We start from the raw sequence: 23410 nt of genomic DNA on the forward strand, positions 1-23410 counted from the left end.
GCACCGCGGCTTGTCCGCGGTGTCTAAATCTTAGATCCCGCGGACAAGCCGCGGGACGTAGGCGAGTAGTCGCTGGACGAGGCGAGTAGTCGCGGGACGTAGGTGATGCTCAAGAAATAATCTGTTGAATAAGAAAATTTTTGCCCAGATACCTAGAAGCATTTGGAGTCAGATGACCATAATCCCACGTAGTAATTGAACTTTTTATATCCTCATCGGTATGAGTCAGGCATCCTTTCTCATTACAAAAAAATCCGATGACATCAACATATTGTACTTCCTTACTCGTTTTAAATTCTCGTAATAATTGCTTGTTGCTCTCTATGATTTTTTGATCAAGACCTAATTGGGTACGTTTTGGTTGGGTAAGCCAAAGTTGCCGGGCAATAATCTTCGGCAAATCAGTTGTCCATTGGGGCGTGGGGCCTAAAAACAATATTTTTTTGACACCCAGCTGATGTAATTTATTGCCAATATCTTCCATGTTTTTAATTGAGTGATTTTTAGCCTGAGCGACAAGTACAACATCCGGACGTGTTTTGCGGATGGTCTCCATGGCAAAGTAATTAGACTGAGCACACTGATTGGTTGTCGAGGGAAGCGCCACATTGGGATTGGGTGCACAACCAGAAGAAGCTACTTGCAGCACTTGCCAATTATTCGGGATATAATGGACAATTCCTGGAGAAAGAGCCTGAGCATGGGAGTCTCCCCAAATTAATACTGATTTCTCAAAATGTAAATCCCTAACATAACAACTAGAATCAAGACGCTCTACGGGTTTACTGTTGGCAACACCTCCCTCAAGCTGACCATCCTTCCGATATTTTTTGCCATTAAAAAAAGCACATTCACCTCGCCACTCTTTAGGAAGATTAACGGCTCGAAGATATTTCCATTTTGGAAAACTATTTTCAAAGTGCGCTATAAACTGCTCTCTTTCCTTAGTCCTGAAAGAGAAACCATCATTTTTAAAAGTTGCGTAACCTGCACAGCCAATTAAAACCATTAATGGCACCAGTGCCGCCATTTTAATTGTGTTATGTCCGCCAAACCTGATTTTTCTCTCTACAAATTGAAACGTAACCCACGCAAGGATGATTGAAAGAAGAACGGCTGTTATACGTGTTATACTGTCAAGCATCCCACTTTCGACAATTCTCAGAAAAGACAGTAAAGGCCAGTGCCACAAATACAGAGGGAAACTAATAAGTCCAAACCATACCATCACTGGATGGGACAATAACTGACGATTAATCCATGCCTGAGGCCCTGCTGCAATAATGAATACGGCACCAAGAGTGGGAATTAATGCCCATGTACCAGGGAAGCTTAAGTTTTTGTTGATATGCCAAAAGCCATAAATCAAAAGAAAAAAGCCTATGAAAGAAATAATAGACTGGAAACGAGAACTTAAACTTAGAAAAAAATTATTGTAATTGAGAACAAGCCATCCGAGTAAACTGCCGCATAAAAGTTCCCAAAAGCGATTTTGGGGAGAATAAAAAGCAGCAAGACTATCCTGATTTATCCCTTGAAGATTCAGCCAGAAAGAAATACTTGCCACTGCAACTGTAACCAGTAAAAGATTAAACTTACATTTCCAGGCAAGCCAAAGTAAAATTGGCCAGACAATATAGAATTGCTCCTCAATCCCCAAACTCCAAAGATGCAGGAGTGGTTTGGTTTCTGCTGAGTTATCAAAATAACCTATCTCTTTCCACAAGACAAAATTGGATACAAACCCAGCACCGCCGGCAATATGTTTTCCCAGCTGCTTGAATTCGTCAGCAAACAGCATCATCCATCCAAAAGCATAACTGGCCATTAATATTAAGATAAGTGCGGGAAAGATGCGTTTAATTCGGCGAGTGTAAAACTCAGTGAAACTATAAGTCCCTTTATCTAAATTTTCAAAGATAATGGTTTAAATCAGAAAACCCGAAATAACAAAAAAAATATCAACGCCAATAAAACCGCCCTGAATCCAGTTGGGAAAAGCGTGGAAAATAACCACTGACAAAACTGCAATTGCCCTCAGTCCATCAATGTCTGGGCGATACTTTGGATGTGAAGGACTACGTAGTTCCATATTCATCCGGCCTAGTTTCTATAGGTACATAGAATTGACATCAATCTCAATTCTATCTGTTCTTTTGAAGACGGCCTGTATCCTGCCATAAAAATACTTCTGCAACAAGGTATTAAAACCAGTGCTTTAATAAAAACCATCTAAGATTAGCAACGCGCACATACAGATGCTCATAAAAGTTGAGGTATAAAGTTTTAGGCTAGGTGAGATAGGAAAAGTATGATACAAAAATTGATAGAGCATATAATTAATCTCGAAGTATTTTATCTCCTCGTAAGCATGCAATTAAAATAAAATTCTAACGACTGTAATCATAGGAGTTTTTTATGAGTAAAGCTTTTACAAAAGAAGATGATGAGTATAATGAGCCAGAACGCCCAGAAACCGAGTTGCCTCACTTCAAAAATTATATGACCCCTGTTGGTTTTGAAATGCTGCAAAATGAATTACGCAATTTAGTGAGTCATGAACGGCCTGAAGTTGTGAAAGTGGTCAGTTGGGCAGCAAGAAATGGCGATCGTTCGGAAAACGGGGATTATATTTATGGTAAAAAACGGTTACGTGAAATTGATAGACGTATCCGCTATTTAACCAAACGATTAGAAACCGCCGAAATAGTTGATCCGAAACGTCAATTGGGTCTTACTCAAGTATTTTTTGGCGCTACTGTTCAATACATGAATGAACAAGGTGAAACTCATTGCGTTAAAATTGTGGGTATAGATGAAGCAGACATTCATGCTGGAAAAATAAGCTGGATTTCACCTTTGGCCAAAACATTATTGAAGGCAAGAGTTGGAGACAACCTCACTTTATGGGTAGGTCCTGAGAAAAGCCATTTAACAGTGACCCATATTTCTTACCTCGAGTAGAAAGAAAAACCTTTAGGTGGCTGTTGCAAATCAGAATTGTTGGTTTACTTGATCCTGTTTTTCTCTTCTAGATGAAATACAGGCATCTCACTTTAAGTTGGATTTTATCTGAAATATAATACATGCTCGCATGAAGTGGGGTAATAGAAATCCCTATTGGAATTATAATAACATTTAGGAAAATGATGAAAAAATATTTATTTGTAATCGCGTTATTTGCGGGTTCAAGCGTATTTGCCCAATCGAACAAATCCATCAATATTGAAGGAGATTACAACTGCACAGGTACCGAACATGATACAAAAGCCAAGTTTACCTGTGATGAATCGATCAAAAAAACTGGAGAGACCTATGCATTTACGGCGAAATGCAATGATGGGACTTCTTTTACCGGGACAGGTATTTATGATTTAAAACAACACCAACTTTCTATTGCTTTTAGGAATAATCGCAACATGGAAGAAATTGGTATTTCAGTAAAGAGCATGAGACAAGATGGCCAAATGATTGGAAAATGGACTAATCTTGATAAGTCTACTATCGGCCATACAACTTGCATCAAACAAAAAACTTAAAAATTCTACCTGAATTAAACGGATTAGTTTTGTGGCAAAGGATTGCCTTATATTAAACTAAAAAATTGGCACTTCAACCGCATGTGGTGAAATAAGCAAAGAGAACTCACTTCAATTTATTGTCCCCTGCTTCCTTTCATATGACTCTTTTGGATTATCCTACATAAGGGTAAAATGGATTAGACCAATAAAGAACTAAACCATTTTTCTACGGTCTCTTGACCCAAATTATCGTAAATGTAGGATAAATATCGATTTAGTTCTAACTCGAAATCAGGAAGCAGAAGATCTTTTTGTTCTTCTTCACCTATGGGAGTATGATGAATATATCCATCAAAAAACTCCATGCAAAAATTTAAATAATCTTGAGTAAACAATAAGAATGTGTGCCACATGTCATCCATGTCGCTCATTTCCTTATGGATGACACAGTGAAATTTTAATGACTCATTATGAGGATCAACACTGATCTCTGTTTTATGTTTTTGAGAAAGCCAAAAATACTTCATTAATTCTGCGAAAGCTTCATCACTTTTCAATTGATTGTCAGGATAGTCCCTTGAGTATCGATTAAGAACTTTTTGATTGCTGTAGCTCAAGAGACTTTTAATTGCTGGTAACACCACGAGTCCTTAAATTTTGTTGATGCGAAAACCACAGGGCACACCACACTGGGCAAAACATTCCGCCGCAGCAAATTTTTTCAATTTTTTCCTAACAATCAAGTTAATCAAATCTATCTTATTCACCAATAACTCCATTTATATTTAAAAAAAGAGATTATAAATTTTTTATAAAACGATGCAAGCGGGGTAGATTATATTAAGTCACTAATTTTTAGATCTTTTTTTTTAGATAACCCATTAAATATCATGATTAATATTATCTTTATAAAGGAAAATCCCAAAACTGCTCACAACCCATATAACTATCCATTGGCTTGATTTTTATTGTATGTTTTATCAGTTTCAGACTTTGGATATTAATTTGAGAGAAACCAACATTAGAATTAGAGGGCTCTGTTAATTGAGACCATTAAGCGCGTTTTCGGTAAATGCAGGTCTTTGTGAAGCGTGGGGCATTTAATACTGAAGAAAGTTTTGTATTTCAGTAGGGAAATAATATTATTTTACAAATGACATGGCCATGCTCACACCTTGTTGAAGCACGTCCTCTCCTTCGTCAAGCAATGAACTTTGATTCTGTCCTCCTCCACTTCCCATCTGCATCACCGAATCTAAATTATCAGGCAACATGGATGAAACAGATTGCAGGGGATCTGAAAACATACCCCCTGAAGGAGCGCTCATAGAAAAGCTTTGATCATCGCTATTTGAGGATTGGTTTTGAGTCTGGCTTTGTAACATCTTATCGGCTTCATCCAATGCGACTTGGGCGGCTACTACCCCGACTATTTGGGCCATATGAACATCTTAATTATAAAATACCATATATTAATAATAGCATAAATAATGCCCATCTAAGGACGTACATCGTGATAAGTGAAGGGATTAAATCTTCACCAATGAAAGTAAATCAGCTTTTATAGTTGAATTTTTTAAGTTACAGTTATTCAATTGATCGAATCACCCGTGCTGGATTTCCTCCAACAAAGGAATTGGAGGGAACACTTTTAGTGACTACAGAACCCGCTGCTACCACAGAGTTCTCACCAATTGTCACACCCCCTATAATCGTTGCACCTGCAGCTATCCAGACATTTCCCTCAATCACTATGGGTTTGCCAATTGTTGTGGTGTGACGAAGGGACAGCTCAAGAGGATGACTTGCTGTGATAATACTCACATTTGGCCCAATCATCACATTATCCGCTATGCTCAGTCCACCAAGATCATAGAAAGTACAATTCTGGTTTACGAAAAGGTTCTGGCCGATAGAAATTTCGCCACCCCCCACCGAATAAAATGGTGGAATTAATAAAAAGCTCTCGTGCACTTTTTTGCCAATGAGTTCACTAAAAAGGACCCTAATTTCTTCGGCATCATCCATTGACAATTGATTAATCTTTGCAGTGATCGCCAGGGCACGCTTGATATTGGACAACATGGCAGCGGATTCTGGTGTTTTGTTATAGATTATCTTGGAGGGTTGTTCCGACATAAAATAACCTTAGAAAAAATTATGGATTCTGGCCAGGGTACTATGATTTTAAGTACTTGCTAAGAACTCAATATAATAGTCCACGTAATTTTTTTATCATCTCTTCATACATAGTTCAATGAAGCCGCGGAAAGTAAACTTCACTCTCTATTTTAAATTTAAAAACGTGCTAAGATGTAAATCTACTTATCTGTCAGCCCTATTTTTTGGCACATTTACCTGATTCATGCATCCGGAAAGATAAGTAGCTGCGGAGTGCTCTGTAACGAGTTGTTTTACTGGAGAAATTAACATGCTGCAAAAAAAAGAGATTAAAGATTCAAAACGTTTATTTGAAAAAGTGGATTCTTTAGTAGACCCTGTGCTCCAAACGATTCCTGAAAACCCTCAATTTTGTCTCAACAACAACAAACAACTGCGATTTTTCGATGCCGAAACTTTAACGGGTATGCAAAAATCTGCTCTGGATTGCCGAACTTTAATTGGTATTGTTGATGCGAGCGGTCCAACCGGTATCGGATACATCCTGACAGCACTTCCTGAAAGCGAGGATAAATCAATCATCGCAGGGGATAAAGTGCTTCAGGCATGGCATGATCAATTTCCTTTGGCTAAATATCTAAGTGCAAACGGGGAAAGGGGAAGACAATTAGAATTATATTATCATGAGCGTACTCTCGATTCGGTTGATCATCTATTTGATCGGTGGGTATGGGATTCACTTCCAGAAGAAGTCCGGCAAATTCCCGTATTGGAAAAACAACTTCGCGAATGCCAGGACGATCTTGCCCAGCTTTCAGAAGATGAAAGCGATGAAGAAATTCAAAATGAAATCACACTACTCCAGGAACAACTGCAAACCGCTAAGGGTATTCGCGACACGCTGAATCTTGTTGAAATTAAGACACACGCCCTGTTACAAGCGCAAGTAAGTGTTGCTATCGCTGTTGCCGAGCAAAAAAGATGGAGTGAACTACTGAATTTTGATCAACAAAATCCAGATTGTATTTTAAGTGAAGAACAATTCACTGCACTTGTCTCCCAAGCAGTTGATTCATTCGTCGCTCGCAATTATGCCCTCCTTGGGCGGGATGAATCAGGACCACTGGTAAAACATCTGGCAAATCGCAGAGAATTACAAAACGAAAAACGCTCCAGTGCAGAAGGAAGTTTGCGCACGCACACGACAGTTTCTGGTGAAACACATCAACTCTCCTTGACTGAAGTTCGAGATCCAATAAATCGCACTCTCTTTATTGATACTTCTAAAATCAGTGAAGGCAAAAAATTTCTCGACATTATTGTAGGTGCTTGTCTTTTGACAGCGCAAGATCTGCCTCAAGTGATCCAAGAATTTATTGATTTTAAAATAACGACAGATAAATCTTATCCTGACAATGCTCAGAAAACATATCATCAATTTCGTGAAGGCAGCCTCAAATTACCACCGGAACAAATGGAACTTCTTGCAGACTTTGGTGTTAAGTGTTTTCTGTCCCACTCGGATTCTGCGAAAATAAGTCCCAAATTAGAGCGATTAGGTTTCTTGAAAAAGTCCCGAAGTTTAGATGATCTTAAAGGTTTTGAAAGCAACAAATCTGCCAGGCTTACAGGTACATGGTCGCCATAATTTAAAAAATAGGACGGAGCAATTCCTTCCAGAGCTACTTGCCACGACTTGTTCGCGGCATCCATACCCCACCTACTTGCCGCGATGTTCGCGGCATCCATACCCCAACCTACTTACCACGATGTTCGCGGCATCCATATCCCAATCTACTTGCCGCGACTTGTTCCCGGCATCCATACCCCAACCTACTTACCACGATGTTCGCGGCATCCATACCCCAATCTACTTGCCGCGACTTGTTCGCGGCATCCATACCCACCTACTTGCCGCGATGTTCGCGGCATCCATACCCCACCTACTTGCCGCGACTTGTTCGCGGCATCCATACCCCACCTACTTGCCGCGACTTGTTCGCGGCATCCATAGGAGGGTGAATTATAATACCAATACCATTCTCTTGAAGCTGGACTTTATAATGGATCTCTATTTATGGGATTCATTTGCCATTAAAAGAATTTCTAAATGCTCTTTAGATATGAACCCTACATTGCAAGGCATCAAAATGAGCCCATTTAAGCGGGTTTTTTCTAAAAAATGCGACCCAATCAATTAATGCTTACCGGGAAATTTCACACCAAAACGGTATAATATATAACGACTCATTCCTTGGGCAAGCTCACGTTCATTGAAAAAAAACTTTCCTTTAACTTCTTGTTTTAGGAGTAATGCTTCCTTTTCATCAATCGTGCGAATGGCAACCTCTATTTTGGGGTTAATTTTAAGTGTCACATCGATTATTTGTCTCATATTAAACGATCCCGCTGTAGCAATAACCAACATCCCTGCTTTAGCGATATGTTCTTTAATCAACCCATTAGGCCTTGTCGCATCGCCATACACAGCCAGTTTATTTTTTTCCCGCAGTTCCTCTATGAGATTGCGATCCTGGTCCACAATCACATAGGATAATCCTTGACGCTCCAGGAAGCGGGCAATACGTTTTCCTACGCGACCATAGCCTACAAGAACAATTTGGCCAGATAGAAATTTTTCTTCTGTCGTTAAGGGCACCTGTACTGAGGGGTTATCAAACTCTTCTTTTGATTCAACCCAGGAACATTTTGAGTTTATCCTTTTTTCTAATGGCTTAATGCATTTAAAAAGGAAGGGATTAAGACAAATTGAGAGTAGTGAGCCTGCGATAATCAGCTCCAATCCCTCCTTCGGTAACAATTTCATTTGCACGCTTAGACCGCCGAGTATAAAGGAAAACTCTCCTATTTGTGCCAAACTTGCTGACACCACCAAAGCAGTATTGAGGGGGTAGCGTAACAAGAGAACAACAAAACTCGCAGCGATTGATTTTCCGATGATAATAATCAAGGCTACTGCCAGAACCTGAAAGGGATGGTGTAGAAAAACAAAGGGATTAAACAACATGCCTATAGATACGAAAAATAATACGGCAAACGCATCTCGGAAAGGTAATGACTCCTCCGCGGCACGCAAACTGAATTTGGATTCACGCATGATCATTCCTGCAAAGAAAGCACCCAGAGCAAAGGAAATATTAAAAATTTTAGAGGCGCCAAACGCAATTCCCACTGCGGCAGCGATAATCGCTAATGTAAATAATTCATGAGAACCTGTACGAGCGATGTGCCACAATAATTTAGGGATCATCCATCGCCCGAAAATGAACATGACAATAAAAAAAGAGCCGATTTCTAATAATGTGGTGCCAAAAGCGAGTAACAAGCTTTTACTTTGAGCGCCATTGCTATTCCCTCCCATCGATTCGGATAACAATGGGAGAAAAACCAGCGCAAGAACCATAGCAAGATCTTCAACAATAAGCCAACCGATAGCTATTTGGCCGTTTTTAGTATTTAAAATATCAAAGGATTTGAGCGCATTAATCAAGACTACGGTGCTTGCTACTGATAATGCCAAACCAAAAACTAAAGCGGCACCCCAGTGCCATCCCCAAAATAAAGCCAGGCCTCCCCCCATTAAACTCGCCACAATAATTTGAATTAATGCACCAGGAAGAGAAATTTTTCGGGTTTCTAAAAGCTGTTCAAATGAAAAGTGAAGACCTACTCCGAACATGAGTAGCATGATGCCTATTTCTGCCAATTCTCCTGCCAGAGCAGTATTTGCAACAAATCCAGGCGTAAAGGGGCCAATGAGAATTCCAGCGAGTAAATAACCAATAATGGTGGGAAGTTTCAGTTTAGTCGCTAGAAACCCCAACAGTAATGATAAACCCAATGCCGCAGCCAAGGTTGATATTAAAGGTAAACTATGGTGCATTGATTTTCCTTAAATTAGGGTAAGGGAACTTAAAGCACTCATAAATTATGGTTATTATTTAAGCATATTAGATAAACCCAATAAGTAAAGCGGACGATTCGCTTTTGGCTAAAGGCACGAAAACGTCTTAACAAAAGTTATTTGTTAATTAAATCGATCCGCCCTTGACTCTTTGAAAAAATACTCTTAAAAATTGTAGGATACCCTCAAATTTACCGATCAGGTCCATGGCAAGCTTAATCGACTTCAGGAAGTGCATGACCTTTGGTTTTTTATTATCATGCACATCGTTACATGCCTCTTTTATTGAGCAAACAATTGGAGCTGCTGTCGTGAAAGATGCCACTGCCGTTTACTTTAACCCAGCGGGTTTAACGATTTCACCTCATCGACAATTTATTCTTCTTGGCACCCTCGCCAAAGCGCAGTTTGAATTTATTGGAAGCGCACAAACATTCTCTGTAGGGAGGATTGAGTCCGGAACAACTACGACACGATCTAATTTTTTCTTGCCTTCCATGTATCTTAGCACCCCAATCAATGAAAGAGTTGTAGCCGGTTTTGCTGTGGTTGCAAATGATTTTAACCGGGAATTGGATAATCAACCCATCCTTCGCTATTTCCTGTCACGCAACCAAACCCATAATATAGATTATATTCCCGCCCTTGCCTTTAAAATCAATCAATTTCTTGCAATAGGTGGAAATTTAAATTTTACTTATGCTCATCTCATTCAAGAGCCCATTGCTGCAGGCATACCCCGTTTGAATATTCCTGAGAGCAGCAGCATCAATGACACACAAGCACATAGTTTGGGCGGTGATGTTGGAATGATCATGAAACCCAATAAAAAAACTGCCTTAGGTTTTAATTACCGTAGTGCAGTCACTTATCGTTTACAAGGGCGCAGTACACTTAATGGTTTGCAGAGTATTTCTTCAGATGATTACCATTTTAAATACTGGACGCCTGCAAGAAGCGTCATGACGCTAACCCATTTTATCAATGAAAAGTTAGGTTTTTTAAGTACTGTCCAGTACATCCAATGGAATATCTTTAAAGAGGTTTCGATCCATCATTTTGCAACTCAAGTAGGCTCCCATGCTTTAATAGTCCCAGTTGCACGCATTAATTACCATTTTCACAACAGCTGGTTGCTAACACTCGGGACAATTTATCAAGTGTCTCCGAAATGGGTGGTCCGGGTAGCAGGAACTTATAATCAGTCGCCCTCAAATGGGCGATTTCAAATCAGCCCTGGCGACAGCCTCATTACAGGTTTTTCCATGGGATACCATTTGCTGGATCAGCTCACTGTTGATTTTGGATATGGTCATGCTTTTTTTAGAAAGGAATCGATTGACATCCAGACGTCACCAAATAGGATCATTGGAATAAATCAAGGTGCTCATGACGCGGTCTCACTTAAATTGACTTTAACCGCGTCATAATGAATCTGAATGACTAATAATTATTACCTAGAGATAAATTTAACTCTTTTACCAGATAAAGTAATGATTTCCATTATTTAATTGTGTTGAAAAATAATGGTTAAATACATTAGGGTCAATGTTTTCTTTAATAAATATTACATGGAGTAAGTATGTCTAAAAAAATGGATTCCAATAAAAAGCCGTCCAATCTATCTAAGTTAAAAAGAATGACCGAGCTACACTACTCATTTTTAGCCGGTAGTTTGTTGATGTCGCCATTTAGCATCGCACAAGGTTTTCCTGCAGCTGAAGGCAAGACCAACTTATCTTCGCTTCAATCACTACATACAATGAAAATCCTTAATTCCCAAATGCAAAAAAAAGATGAAAAAGAAATCTTCACCAATTGGAATAATTCCTTTTCCTCCTACATATTTGAAGTCATTTCCTCTGAAGCATTTGCAGAATCACCCGACGGTTCGATGGGAGGTTCTGCAGTAGGAGTCAGTGGAATTTCTGGTACAAATGGTGGTGGTACAGGTGGTCCAGGAACCAATGGAGGCCCGGCGCTGGGAGGCAATGGTGAAAATGTGGTTAGTGCTGATGCAATTGCTACTGTCGAAGATACTAATGCACCCACTGCTGATATAGTGATTACAGCACTGGCTATAACTGGAAAAGGGGGTGACGGGGGAAATGCGGATGGAGGTCATGGAGGAAGTGGAGGGTTTGGACTCCAAATTATAAGTAATAACTCAAATTTATTAATTTCCACCTCTGGAGGTACTGGAGCAAATGGAGGAGAAGCAACAGGTGGGAATGGGGGTAGTAGTGATCAAGCAATGGCCACGACCTCGTCTAATAATAATGTAGGTTCCACTTTAACACAGAGTTCAACTTCCTTTGGAGGGACCGGGGGTTTAGGTGGGATCGGTAGCGGTGGTAACGGAGGCTCTGGTGGATTAGGTCTCAAAGCGTTCGAAAGCATCCTCAATATTTTAAACACCGTTTCCGGTGGAGCTGGCGGTTCAGGGGCTATTGGCACTGGAGGAAGTGGTGGCGACGCAGGAAATGCTTCAAGTACAGCCACTGCAACGGGCTCATCTTATTCAGAGTCAAATATCAGCTCAACCGCGAACGGGGGAAATGGTGGTAACGGCGGCAATGGCTTAGGGGGTAAGGGGGGCAATGGAGGTATCGGTCTTACCGCGTCTACCAGTGTGTTAAACAATTCGAGCACCATCCAAGGAGGTACCGGGGGTATAGCAGGAGACGGATTTGGTGGTCAAGCTGGTCAGGGAAATAATGCCAATGCGTCAATTGAAGTGGGTGACGTAAGTGGAACTGTAAATACGGTCAATGTGACTGGAGGCTTGGGAGGCGCAGGAGGCTTTGGCATTGGTGGAACCGGTGGACATGGGGGTTTAGGTATTGACATGTCAAGGAGTGTTTTAACAAATTCGAACTTAATAAGCGGTGGGGCCGGGAGTAATGGCGGAGCCGGAACCGGTGGTGCAGGCGGAAATGGTGGTGCTGCTAATTCTGCCGCTACTGTCTCCCAATCCTCAATATATATTCTGGATTCTACGGTACATCTTAATGCAAATGGTGAAACTGGAGGCGCGGGCGGACTGGGACAAGGAGGCATTGCAGGCTCTGGAGGAATCGGAGTTTCGCTCTCTGCAAGCGTTTTGTCTAACTTAGGTGCTATTGCAGGTGGGTCTGGTGGCAATGGAGGGAATGGTATTGGTGGTCAAGGCGGTGATGGGGGCTCTACCTCCCTTGAAGAAAGCGGTGCTTCTGAGCTTACTGCAAGTTTTTCTAACGGTTTTGGAGGTAATGGCGGTAACGGTATAGGAGGAGCAGGTGGCCATGGAGGCCATGGTGTTAATATGACCTTGAGTACCCTCTTTAATCTTGGAACCATTAATGGAGGAGATGGTGGCGAGGGCGGTAATGGTACTGGAGGAATCGGTGGTGCTGGTGGCGTCTTTTCAGGTAATGGGAGTAGCGCACCCGGAGGTATTGAGGGAGCTAGTATCGGAGGAAATGGTGGCTCAGGCGGGAGCGGCATCCATATCCAATCCGGAGCATTAATTTATAATCAAGGCGTCATTCAAGGAGGTCATGGCGGTACCGCAGGTTCGGGCATTAATGCACTGTCCGGGGCAGGAGGTACTGGAGTATCTGGTAGTAATGTTTATTTGATAAATGATGGTTTTATCAGCGGAGGATTGAATGGAACCGATACAGTACGTGCCAATGCAGTCGAATTTTCCGGGGGTATTAATACATTGGAATTACATGCCAATTCTGCCTTTCTAGGCAATGTGGTGGCGAATGGAAACAGCGCTGTGGAAACCTTAGCGTTAGGTGGAACGGAAAGTCATTCTTTCAATGTCAATGATATAGGTACCCAGTTTCAAAATTTTGATATCTATGTCAAGAAAGATAACAGCACCTGGACTTTGACAGGAGCAACTAATGAGTTAACCCCCTGGTCTATTTTGGGTGGAATACTGAGTATTTCTAATGATGCCCAGTTAGGTAATGTCCTTGGCACTTTAACCTTTAATGGCTACGGGGGCATACTACAAACCAAAATCGATTCAGTGACAATGAATCGAGCCGTATTCCTCAATTCCAATGGTATTTTTGACACAGTAAGCGACCTTACCATCCAGGGTGCGATATTCGGTACAGGGGATTTATTGAAAGAAGGAGCAGGTTCTTTAACTTTAGCCGGTGTGAATACCTATTCTGGCGCGACAGACATTATTACCGGTACACTTTTTATGGCTGCAACCGGTAATGTCTCCAGCAGCAGTGGCATACACCTCCTGGGTAATAGCGCCGTTTTCGATATTTCTGAGGGAGATCAAGTTATTCGGGATCTTTCTGGAGTTGCAGGCAGCCAAGTCAATGTGGGAAGTCAGGAGTTAACTTTTGGAACTTACCGTTCAACGGCCTTTGCGGGTACATTTTTAGGGAATGGAGCGCTTGTAAAACAAGGATCCGGAAGTTTTACCCTATCGGGTGATTCCAGCGGATTTTCTGGCAACTTCTTAATTGACTCTGGCGATGTAGTGGTTAATGGACTACTTGGAGGGGATGTCGTTGTGGATGCCGCTGGACGCTTAAAAGGCACGGGACATGTGGGGAACACTCTTGTTTATGGCAGGATAGCACCGGGTAATTCAATTGGTACATTGGGAATGGCCAGCTATGTTGCAGCCTCTGGATCAATCTATGAAGTGGAAATTAATCCCCAAGGACAATCTGACTTAATTGCTGTGGATACTACGGCAACTCTCGAGTCAGGAGCTGCTGTTGCTGTATCCAAAGAGCCTGGTGTCTATAACATTGGAACACGTTATACGATAGTCACTACTGCAAGTGGCGTCTCGGGTACCTACAGTGCACTGTACCAAGATATGCCCTTTTTAAATTTTGTTTTAGATTATGATGCAAATAATGTTTACCTTACCGTACTACGTAACTTTATCGCATTTAATTCCGTTGCGGCTACGCCCAACCAATTTGCCGTTGCCTCAGGGGTAGAAAGCTTAGGCATGGGTAATGGGTTATTCAATGCATTTGCAAGTTTGGGTGATACCCAAACCATTCGAACCGCATTAGATGATCTCAGTGGTGAAATCTATGCTTCGAGCTTGGGGGCTTTGGTGGAAGAGAGCCGTTATTTACGCGATGCTTTATTCACTTATATGGATGGAGATTTAATCAATCAAAATCAAATAATTAATGAGCGTGGTGTTAACATTTGGACACACGGTTTTGGGGGCTGGGGTAATTTAAATGGTAATGGCAATGCTTCTACCTTAGATCGAAATACCGGGGGATTATTTTTGGGCGGGGATACCTATGTAGGAGAAAATGCGCGACTTGGTCTCGTTGGTGGATATACTGTATCTGATTTTGATGTGGACAATCGACACTCGCATATGGATGTCAGTACGTACCATCTCGGAATTTATGGGAATACGCATCTGGGTGATTTTTCGTTAAATGCTGGTGCAGCTTACAGCTGGCATGATCTGGAAAGCAATCGGATGATTTCTTTCCCCTACTTCTCTAATCAGCTCACTGGCGATTATAATGCACGCACGGGCCAAGTATTTGGAGAGTTAGGTTATAACCTGGGTCTCTTTGGTTATCATTTAAAGCCTTTAGTTAATCTCGCTTATATTCATACTCAAGCAGATAGTTTTGAGGAACAAGGTGGCGCAGCAGCCCTAAAATCATTCGATAGTTCTGAGGATGTTTTCTATACTACTTTAGGAGCAAGGGAGAAAGGCCTTCTTTTCCAAACTAAAAATTATAACCTGAATCAAAGAGTCTTTTTGGGTTGGAGACATGCTTACAATGACTTAACACCAGACACGCTATATGCATTTGCATCCGGAAGTCAATCCTTCTTAATCTCAGGAACACCTTTAGCAAGGGACTCATTTTTAATTGATGCTGGCTTCGCCGCCCGTCAGTTGAATAAAGATGTTTCTTTAACTGTCTCCTATATAGGACAATTTGCCAAGCAGGTACAAGATAATGGGATTACTGCCCGCTTAGCCCTTCATTTTTCTTAAGTGGTTGAAAATTAACATAACCCAGAGACGCAAAACAGCAGGTTGCCCTAATTTTACAACATGAATGGTAACCTGTTATAAAACTTGTGATTCTTTTAAATTCATGAAATTCAAAAATGCCTTCAGGTTTTCTGTTATTTTCTTAATCTTTATGATTTCGCCTATAAGATGGCATGTATGAAACATAAAAAAGCGAAAGTCGATTTAGATGAATTGCAGCCGATTTTATATCACGTAATAGCTAAAGAACTTACAAATGAAGACATAAAAAATTCTGAACCAATGAAAAAATTGCTTGATGATATCTTACAAGCAGTAGAACATAAATTGGAACGTACTGATGATGAGGAACAACTTTTAGTAAATAACATTTATGCGGTATTAGTTCGAGTTAATGCGCTCTTCGAAACAGAAGGCGAAGATAAAACTGTGAAACAAAAATGGCAAGAGATTCTGGCCGAGAAGCACAATGATCCAGATATGATCACACGAGATGCGATACATTACGAGCATGCTACCTACGTAAAAGGACGCATTCATGCTCTAAATATTGATCGAAGTAAATTAAGCCCAGAGCTACGAAAGCTAAGCGGAGATGCGCTCAAAACGGCTATTTTACTTAAGGTTAAAAATGATCTTGATAAATTGACTGAGCCTCAAGCCATTGAAAAATATAAATCTGATTTCTTAGACAAACCTGAATATGATGTATTAAAATCAGCACAAGGGCTCGTAACCTATTTTTTCAAACGAGATACATCTTCTATTACTGCTTTTAATCTTTTAATTGCTGAGGCCATCAAAAACTGTACAACTCCATTGGAAAATACCCATAGGGGAGTTGATTTGTAAAACGAACATCAAATTTACCGATAAAAGATCCTGTTATTCCACATAGGGGTATTCAAAAACGTTCTAAAACGACCGCCAAAAATTAAAGCTGGGCTTACAAACCCAATTCCCAGTATTCACGATAGGAAAGCAATTGGTACTCGAGCAATTTGTTTGTCCAACCTGGGCCAGCTGACGCTCTGCGACTTTGTCGCAGGGCCAGTTAACTTCTTTATACCTTCAATCCCAAGAATTTTCTAACGGGTTCCATCTCTGTTGTTTTATTTGTCACTACATTTCTGAAGAACTCCCATCTCTTTCTCGCTGTCATTCTTTGTTCTTCAATCACCTGAAGTTCTTCTGTAAATTTAACCATATCAATCGCAGGCAGCGTAGGATCAACTTTGATAAATCTTAAATTGGCATTTTTTGCCATTCCACCATCCAAGTCAGACCTATCGCCAATATAAGCGATTGGTTTATCCTTCACGTTGTATTTTTTACAAAATTCATGGAACATTGTGGGATTTGGCTTGGAGGGTAGCTTATTGTCCTTGTAAATATATCCATCGATATCCACTCCATAAAACTCTTTAATCTTTGGAACCTTACTCTCAAAAGCCGAACCATCCGTGATGATTCCAATTCGATATTTAGATCTTAAAGATAAAAAATCTTCTTTGGACATTTTGGGGATAAAAGGTTCTTCGCTTTTATGTTTTTGGTATTGTTGAGTAATATCTTCGCAAGTAATTTGAATGTCCGGTTTATATTTCTTAATGAATGCCAAAAGCATTTCTTGATATTGATAGTGACCTTTATCTTTTAGATTTTTACGTGTTTGCTCTATGATATCGATAGGCACTTCTATCCCAGAGTAAGTTTTTACAATCACTTGAAATATTGTGAAGGTAGTAGTACTCAAATTATGTAACGTATCATCAAAATCAAATAATAACCAAGGAAGGTTCATCCTCTTACTCGCTTCTTTCTGAATCTCTTGTCCCGCTTCATCGGATAAGACAATTTGTTTTTCATAGGATACTGTATACCTGTTTTTTTCTATTGCCGCCAATAACTCTCTCTCAAAATTTGCAAACGCTACTTTGGGTTTTTCAAATTCTTCAAGTAAACTGTTTTTTTGATTTTTAAAAAGCGCATGATCAATTGCTTCTGATCCATCATATTTTTCAAGTAATTGTTTGAATTTAAATTGATGCTCTTTATGGGTTGGATCACACAAAATGGAGATTAAAATCATCCCCTCAACATTAGTCAATGTATCTAGGTTTAATCCCACTATTTTTAGTATTTCATTTAAAATAGGAAGATCCTCTGCACCACGCGGCAACAAACTCATGATGAATTCTAAAACATCGGGTTGAATATTAAAAAACATTGAGTTTTTATGTGCTGTTATCGCAACGATACCCAGTAAATGAGCGCCTCGATTCATCACTTCTGATGCGGCACAATATATCGCTGCACCCGCTTGAATATGATCATCAACAATAATTACCTTTTCTTTAGGAGTCGTTTCCTCGTGAAGATTTCTTGATTGGTAAAGCATTAATGGCTGCTGTGCTATTCGATGAATACCAAAGGATTCCGCACGTGATGTGCGCTGCTTTATCGCAAATATCCTATCTAATTCCACCTTCCAATGGTCTTTATTTTTGGCAATTTTATTTCTTAATTCAGTAAGTAATAGAAGACTAAATTCTGCGGTTAAGCGGTTTTTGCCAGCATCAGGTGCGGATAGGTCTCTTTCCATAGTGGCTAAGTGAATGATTTCGCCTTCTTTTGGACATGATCTTTTTATAATTTGATACAAATGAATGACCATCTCCTGCAGATAAGTATCCGCCGTCTTCTTCCGAGGTTTTACTTTTAATACACTTTCCAAATATTGGTTTGCTTTTTCTTTAAGAGCTAAAAAAAATGCTTCATTCTGCATAATGGAAACAGGGGCCATTCGTTGTGGCTTTCCAAACAAAGTAATGCTGTCGCTCGCAAGTTGAGAGATTTTAAGCGTAGGTTGTTTGTGTTCATAGCCGAACATTTTGCCTTTTTTAATAAATAATTGCAGCCTCGAAAGTATTTTTTCCTCTTCTGTCATATTGAAATGGTTTTCTGGTTGAGAAAGCTCTTCCGCAGTAGCTGCAACTAATATAGGTATTTGCGCCTCTAAATCATTTAATCTGGCAGTTAAGATTCGTCTTTGATGGAAAACATTGACAATGGGCATATAAATTTCCTTATTTTTCATCGGCTTAAATTATCATATTACAATGCCATTGCCCACTCAATAATCTTCTGAACAGATTTTTTTCACTCTATGCCCACGTCCTGCGGCTTGTCCGCGGGATCCAGGAGATCTATTCCAAAATATTTTGATCTCACTGACAAACCATGCAGCATTGCCAGAGATAAGCCTACCTTTGCTAAATTTTGGCAAAAGTTTATACGCATACGAAAGAACTGTTAGATTTTATTCATGCCCTTAACTGGGGGTAAGTACCAGGCAACGCTTATAAGAATTTACATGATTCATTTTGAATCTTTAATTTTGAAATATTTTAAAGTCATTAGAGCAATCATTGCTCACTTGTATGTGTTAAAAAAAATGCCTTGAATTTAATTAAATCTTAATTTTAACAAGTACTTGGAGTTTTTAACCCTCCCTTTATCTGCATTTTTAAAATACATTCAGAGTTACTTTTGCCCTATTTTTTGGTTAATAAAAAATCTTTACACCTTTATTTGTTTCTGTTAACAATAAATCGCTGCCTTTTAGCAAAGAGAGTTGTAATGGAGTTACATTATCTTTACTTAGGAGTAAATTATGTCTAATGATAAAATGGATATTTATCAAGGTTCCAAGGAAAAGAACCAAGATAAACAAAAGAAAGTGCAACAAAGCGATACGGAAACCTCCCCCACTCATGATTCAAATACCAGCAAAGAATTTACCGCCCACGATTTTTCCCACCTTGCAGAAAACGAACATTATCGTTATGCACCTAACAGCAAAAAAGTAGGTCATGCAGTGATTACTAAGGAGGGTGAACAGACTGTTGCCCTGCAATATGAGTTACCTAAGGTCGATGACGAAGAAACCCCAACAGTTCGTCCTTTAATTAATATAGAGGCAATTCAACCTTATCCTGGGATGCATCGATTTCGTGCACAAACACCCGATAATTTTACGCCCATGTACGGGAAACGTTCCATTTATGGAAAAGTGGGCGATAAGGACGAGGAAGATCCCATACAAATTGTTTGTTTTTCCCCTTCTCCTCAAGAAGGCAAGCAACCCTTTTGGGGCTCAATTAAAGAAACCCCTTTATTTAATGGCAAACTCAAAAAATCAGTAAAAAAAGAATTAGAAAAAGAATTGGCAGAGATCGGTGAGGTCACTAAAGGAGGACATGATTTGACCGTTGATCATGACTCAGTCCCAGAACGTGATCTAATTAAAACACGAACTCCTGACCAGAATACAGTCATGGGGGAATCCGCACGTGACGCCTATCAAAACTTTTTTGAAAAAATGACGGATGAACTTCATCCTGAGATGAAAAAACGTTTAAAACGTGCTTTTGAAGCGGATATTAAAGATAATTTTTCAAAAAATAGTTATCGCCCTGAATGGCTGCATCTTTACGGTTGGTCCTTAATGCCAATGAGTCAAAATCCACAAAAAAAAGACAACTTAGGTGCCGCGCCAAAATGGGCAAATACGCAAATGATGATTCTAGAACGGATTGTAAAATGGTTTGCAATCAACGCCCCCGAATCATTATTAACCATTAAACCTAAATTTGAGATGTTGCTGGATTCAGAACTGGTAAAACATATTGATTTTAGTGTGCGTGTTAAAATCAAAGAACGGTATGTGGAACTGATCCAATCGATAGATCCTTTCCTCGCTTACCCATTATTTCCGAAAGCATCTGATTTAGCCCAGGGCGCTGCAGTAACCTATAATATTCTCAATAAAATTGACCCTGTAAGTAAACAGACTGTTAAAGGGGCTAAATCTAAAGGTGACGAAGGGCTTTCAACCATTTCCTCAAAAAAAATTGGCTCTATCTTAACCAAAACGAAAACCATCAAGAGAAGTCCTGCAAAAGTTTCACCTCAAGAGAAGTCTCCTGAAGAGGAGGTCCAACTGGAACTGAGCCAACCAGAACCCAGACAGGTTCGTCAAGAAAATCGAGCAAAGAAAGCAATCCAGGGAAATGTAAGTGAGCAATCCAGTGCACAACAGAGAGCCACAGCGCGCAAAGAGGAAGACAGTGAAGAAGAGGAATTAATACAACCCCCCAAAAAACGCAGCAAATTTCCCACTCAAAATAAGCACGAACGTTCCGTAGTACAAGTTTATTCTGACTATTTTGTTGCTGATTACGATAATCCCTGGCGAGGACCCGAATCAGCTTCCTGCTCCGGATCGGGTTTTATTGTTCAAGATCCCTCTTCAGACAAGAAATATATCATGACCAATGCTCATGTTGCTGAGAATACAACATTTCTTCAGGTACGTTTGGCGAATAACCGTATTAAAAAATATGAGGCAAAAGTCAAATGCGTTTCTTACCAGTGTGACTTAGCTTTACTGGAAGTTGAAGATCCTGAGTTTAATGATCTTGTCGACCCGGTTGCGTTGGGTGAAATGGTCAGTTTACGCGATAGAATTATGGTGGTTGGTTTCCCAATGGGGGGGACTGAAATCTCTCTTTCTAAAGGTATCGTCTCACGAATACAGATGGACAGCTATTCCATGAGCGGTCAAAATTTATTACAGGCACAAGTGGATGCAGCAGTGAATCCTGGAAATAGCGGTGGGCCAGTATTTATAGGCGATAAAGTTGTGGGCGTTGCGTTTCAAGGATATGGCGGCCATCAAGGGTTGAACTACATTATCCCGATACCCATCATGCAGCACTTCCTGACCGAAGCATTAAGTGGTAAGCCATACCGCGGATTTCCAACAATTCCTGTGATCACAGAAGAAATTGAAAATCCGAGTGAGCGTGAATTTTATAAAATGGGTAAGCGATCAGGTATTCGCGTGTTGAAAGTGGATAATTTATCGGATGCCTATAATAAATTAAAACCAGACGATATTATCCTTGCCATTGAAGGATTACCTATCTCTAATGAAGGCACAGTGGATATTCCAGACATTGGAAATTGTATTGATTTCTATCATATGACTCAGGCAAAATTTATAGGTGATAGCGTAAGGCTAAATATTTTACGAAGAAAACCGGATACCGATACAGTTGAGGAATTGGAAGTTGATGTACTCTTGGATACCATATTAGGAGATACCGAAAAGGTATCCGTAGCAGAACACGACAAATTACCCACTTATTACATTAACTCTGGAATTTGCTTTGTCCCTCTGACACGTAATTACATGGAAGGAAATGGGTGTGATTTTGAAGAGATGCATTTAGTTGAAGAAAATTGTTCTTTACCGGATGCACCTAAAAAAAATCCCAATGAGCAAATCATTGTCATTAACACCATCTTTAACTGTAAAGAAACTCAAGGGTATGAGAAACATATCCGTTCTATCGTTAAAGAGATTAATGGGCAACCCATTAACAATATTCATGATGTAGTACGGGCTATGGAAGCCAATAAAGAAAAAAGGCATGTGATTTCCCTTGCTTCCAAATCAAAGATTGTAATTCCTAATATGTCTGCTCAAGAACATGCTCAGTTATTAAAACGTAACCATATCGCCCAAGATCGATCAACTGATTTGAATTCGACACCGATGAAGGAAAAAACAGTATCTTCCCCTAAAATGGCAGCGCCCAAAAAAGCTGAGTTATATGTAGAGGACATGGAATTAACTCAATCAGGGATGCACGCTCTTTTTGCAAGGATGGGGTATCCCGGAATAATCAGTGGCTCAATCTATAATGGGAACCCCACTATTGATATAGAGGCACTGAACCACCAAGGTTTTATGCCCGTATTAACTGACGTAGGGCAAAGCAATGTTTCCGGACACTGGATTATGCTCATGCGTGGATGCAACAATGAATACTTTATCTTTGATCCGATGGGACAAGCATCAGGAAAGAATTATGTTGATGATCTTGCAAGTCAATTACCCAGAGGCTCCAGACTTTCTGTTATTCCCACCGAAGCGGGATTAAATCGAGGATTATGTGGTTATTGGGTTGCATCAACCGGCCTAAGGATCCATTCAGCATTAAATCAACCTACTCCTATTAGTATATCGATATTGGGTAAAGTTTTTTCTGAAGAAATGCGCGATGAACTAGCCAATAATGGATTCATGAAGATCATTACATGGCTCCAATCGGTGACCAGTCAATTTTCAGGTGCTCCATCAAAGAAATTAATTGATGCTCGAGAATTAAGGCAAGAAAGTGAACTGAAAAATCGTGCTGAGATTATAAGCCCTATTCCTATAAAACCAATTCCTTCAGGGTTCTTCAGTCGCCCCCCTCAAGACAGTGAGAAGAAGGCGGTACAATCGAGAAAAAGGCGGCATATTGTTGAATCGGATGAAGAGGAGGAACAAACAATTTTATCCGATATAGAAGAAGTGGATTTAACAAGGGATATGTTGCCTGGTTTAAAACGTTATCAGCAAAAAATTAATGAAATGGAGGAGCGCTACAAAGATCTTCCAGAGGATGAAGAAGATGAAGAAGATTATGCTGCTTCGGATGAGTCTGACTTCTCTGAGGAAGAAAATGAAACAGATGATCAAAGCATGGAGTTAGATAGTTCCGGCTCAGAAGAAGAGGCAGTTGATATTAAATCGAAGAATAAAAATTCTCAGAAATCGCAACATCTTAATCCAAGGACACAACGTCATGGGTTCTTCAAACGAAGAGCTGATGATGTAGATGAAGAGGAACCCAATCATCGAAAAAGAGCTCGATACGGATAAGTCAGTTTCTCTATTGCGCCGGGGTGATAAAACCCCGGCTTTTTCAT

General features: G+C 40.1%; 14 protein-coding genes and 1 pseudogene. 8 read left to right on the forward strand and 7 right to left on the reverse strand.

The window, feature by feature from the left end:
* Positions 1-109 precede the first annotated feature (109 nt).
* Complete coding sequence (locus tag BU07_RS17710; RefSeq protein ID WP_341273454.1) at positions 110-1030, reverse strand: SGNH hydrolase domain-containing protein; 921 nt, start codon at positions 1028-1030, stop codon at positions 110-112.
* A gap of 69 nt (positions 1031-1099) precedes the next feature.
* Positions 1100-2098: pseudogene (locus BU07_RS17715) on the reverse strand (acyltransferase family protein); the annotation flags it as partial.
* Positions 2099-2418: 320 nt separating this feature from the next.
* Between BU07_RS17715 and greB the strand changes: the two are divergent.
* Together greB and BU07_RS0111905 are read left to right on the forward strand one after the other, a co-directional pair.
* The gene (gene greB, locus BU07_RS0111900; RefSeq protein WP_031566339.1) at positions 2419-2964 is read left to right on the forward strand and encodes a transcription elongation factor GreB; all 546 of its coding nucleotides are present in this window, start codon (positions 2419-2421) and stop codon (positions 2962-2964) included.
* Positions 2965-3146: 182 nt separating this feature from the next.
* On the forward strand, positions 3147-3539 hold the full coding sequence (locus BU07_RS0111905; protein ID WP_133134472.1) for a hypothetical protein: 393 nt from the start codon (positions 3147-3149) through the stop codon (positions 3537-3539).
* A gap of 179 nt (positions 3540-3718) precedes the next feature.
* On the opposite strand, the gene BU07_RS0111910 is transcribed toward BU07_RS0111905, so the two are convergent.
* The 3 genes from BU07_RS0111910 to BU07_RS0111925 form a co-directional block, all read right to left on the reverse strand.
* Positions 3719-4162: a glycine-rich domain-containing protein gene (locus BU07_RS0111910; RefSeq protein WP_031566341.1), complete on the reverse strand. Its 444-nt coding sequence runs from the start codon at positions 4160-4162 to the stop codon at positions 3719-3721.
* Between the two features lie 501 nt (positions 4163-4663).
* Complete coding sequence (locus BU07_RS0111920; RefSeq protein WP_031566343.1) at positions 4664-4963, reverse strand: hypothetical protein; 300 nt, start codon at positions 4961-4963, stop codon at positions 4664-4666.
* A 145-nt stretch (positions 4964-5108) separates the two neighbouring features.
* Complete coding sequence (locus BU07_RS0111925) at positions 5109-5660, reverse strand: sugar O-acetyltransferase (protein WP_031566345.1); 552 nt, start codon at positions 5658-5660, stop codon at positions 5109-5111.
* Between the two features lie 292 nt (positions 5661-5952).
* Here BU07_RS0111925 and BU07_RS0111930 point away from each other — a divergent pair, with 292 nt between their 5' ends.
* Entirely contained in the window at positions 5953-7290 is a 1338-nt protein-coding gene (locus BU07_RS0111930) for a hypothetical protein (protein WP_031566347.1), read from the forward strand.
* Positions 7229-7843 carry a hypothetical protein gene (locus BU07_RS17635; protein ID WP_147283308.1) on the forward strand — a complete coding sequence of 205 codons (615 nt, stop codon included), beginning with the start codon at positions 7229-7231 and terminating at the stop codon, positions 7841-7843. Before BU07_RS0111930 ends, BU07_RS17635 begins: the two co-directional genes overlap by 62 nt.
* On the opposite strand, the gene BU07_RS0111940 is transcribed toward BU07_RS17635, so the two are convergent.
* Positions 7840-9546: a cation:proton antiporter gene (locus BU07_RS0111940; protein WP_031566349.1), complete on the reverse strand. Its 1707-nt coding sequence runs from the start codon at positions 9544-9546 to the stop codon at positions 7840-7842. The two genes, BU07_RS17635 and BU07_RS0111940, sit on opposite strands and share 4 nt — an antisense overlap.
* Positions 9547-9803: 257 nt before the next feature.
* Here BU07_RS0111940 and BU07_RS0111945 point away from each other — a divergent pair, with 257 nt between their 5' ends.
* From BU07_RS0111945 to BU07_RS0111955, 3 genes are all read left to right on the forward strand, one after another.
* Positions 9804-10997, forward strand: a complete 1194-nt coding sequence (locus BU07_RS0111945) for an OmpP1/FadL family transporter (RefSeq protein WP_031566351.1) — start codon at positions 9804-9806, stop codon at positions 10995-10997.
* A 152-nt stretch (positions 10998-11149) separates the two neighbouring features.
* Positions 11150-15583 carry an autotransporter family protein gene (locus BU07_RS17815; RefSeq protein WP_031566352.1) on the forward strand — a complete coding sequence of 1478 codons (4434 nt, stop codon included), beginning with the start codon at positions 11150-11152 and terminating at the stop codon, positions 15581-15583.
* Positions 15584-15760: 177 nt separating this feature from the next.
* Positions 15761-16435 (forward strand): hypothetical protein, encoded by a 675-nt coding sequence (locus BU07_RS0111955; protein ID WP_031566354.1) that lies wholly within the window; start codon positions 15761-15763, stop codon positions 16433-16435.
* 211 nt (positions 16436-16646) lie between these two features.
* Here BU07_RS0111955 and BU07_RS0111960 read toward each other — a convergent pair whose 3' ends face one another.
* Positions 16647-18662: an HAD family hydrolase gene (locus tag BU07_RS0111960; RefSeq protein WP_031566356.1), complete on the reverse strand. Its 2016-nt coding sequence runs from the start codon at positions 18660-18662 to the stop codon at positions 16647-16649.
* Between the two features lie 597 nt (positions 18663-19259).
* On the opposite strand from BU07_RS0111960, the gene BU07_RS17820 reads away from it, so the two are divergent.
* Positions 19260-23363 (forward strand): PDZ domain-containing protein, encoded by a 4104-nt coding sequence (locus BU07_RS17820; RefSeq protein ID WP_031566358.1) that lies wholly within the window; start codon positions 19260-19262, stop codon positions 23361-23363.
* Positions 23364-23410 lie beyond the last annotated feature (47 nt).

The organism is Legionella wadsworthii DSM 21896 = ATCC 33877, from assembly GCF_000701265.1.
Lineage (GTDB): Bacteria > Pseudomonadota > Gammaproteobacteria > Legionellales > Legionellaceae > Legionella > Legionella wadsworthii.

Excerpts from the sequence above, each read along its gene's own strand:
- BU07_RS17710 (WP_341273454.1), bottom strand. The coding sequence starts at position 1,030 with ATGGCGGCACTGGTGCCATTAATGGTTTTAATTGGCTGTGCAGGTTAC.
- greB (WP_031566339.1), top strand. The coding sequence starts at position 2,419 with ATGAGTAAAGCTTTTACAAAAGAAGATGATGAGTATAATGAGCCAGAA.
- BU07_RS0111905 (WP_133134472.1), top strand. The coding sequence starts at position 3,147 with ATGATGAAAAAATATTTATTTGTAATCGCGTTATTTGCGGGTTCAAGC.
- BU07_RS0111920 (WP_031566343.1), bottom strand. The coding sequence starts at position 4,963 with ATGGCCCAAATAGTCGGGGTAGTAGCCGCCCAAGTCGCATTGGATGAA.
- BU07_RS0111925 (WP_031566345.1), bottom strand. The coding sequence starts at position 5,660 with ATGTCGGAACAACCCTCCAAGATAATCTATAACAAAACACCAGAATCC.
- BU07_RS0111930 (WP_031566347.1), top strand. The coding sequence starts at position 5,953 with ATGCTGCAAAAAAAAGAGATTAAAGATTCAAAACGTTTATTTGAAAAA.
- BU07_RS17635 (WP_147283308.1), top strand. The coding sequence starts at position 7,229 with ATGATCTTAAAGGTTTTGAAAGCAACAAATCTGCCAGGCTTACAGGTA.
- BU07_RS0111940 (WP_031566349.1), bottom strand. The coding sequence starts at position 9,546 with ATGCACCATAGTTTACCTTTAATATCAACCTTGGCTGCGGCATTGGGT.
- BU07_RS0111945 (WP_031566351.1), top strand. The coding sequence starts at position 9,804 with ATGACCTTTGGTTTTTTATTATCATGCACATCGTTACATGCCTCTTTT.
- BU07_RS17815 (WP_031566352.1), top strand. The coding sequence starts at position 11,150 with ATGTCTAAAAAAATGGATTCCAATAAAAAGCCGTCCAATCTATCTAAG.
- BU07_RS0111955 (WP_031566354.1), top strand. The coding sequence starts at position 15,761 with ATGAAACATAAAAAAGCGAAAGTCGATTTAGATGAATTGCAGCCGATT.
- BU07_RS0111960 (WP_031566356.1), bottom strand. The coding sequence starts at position 18,662 with ATGCCCATTGTCAATGTTTTCCATCAAAGACGAATCTTAACTGCCAGA.
- BU07_RS17820 (WP_031566358.1), top strand. The coding sequence starts at position 19,260 with ATGTCTAATGATAAAATGGATATTTATCAAGGTTCCAAGGAAAAGAAC.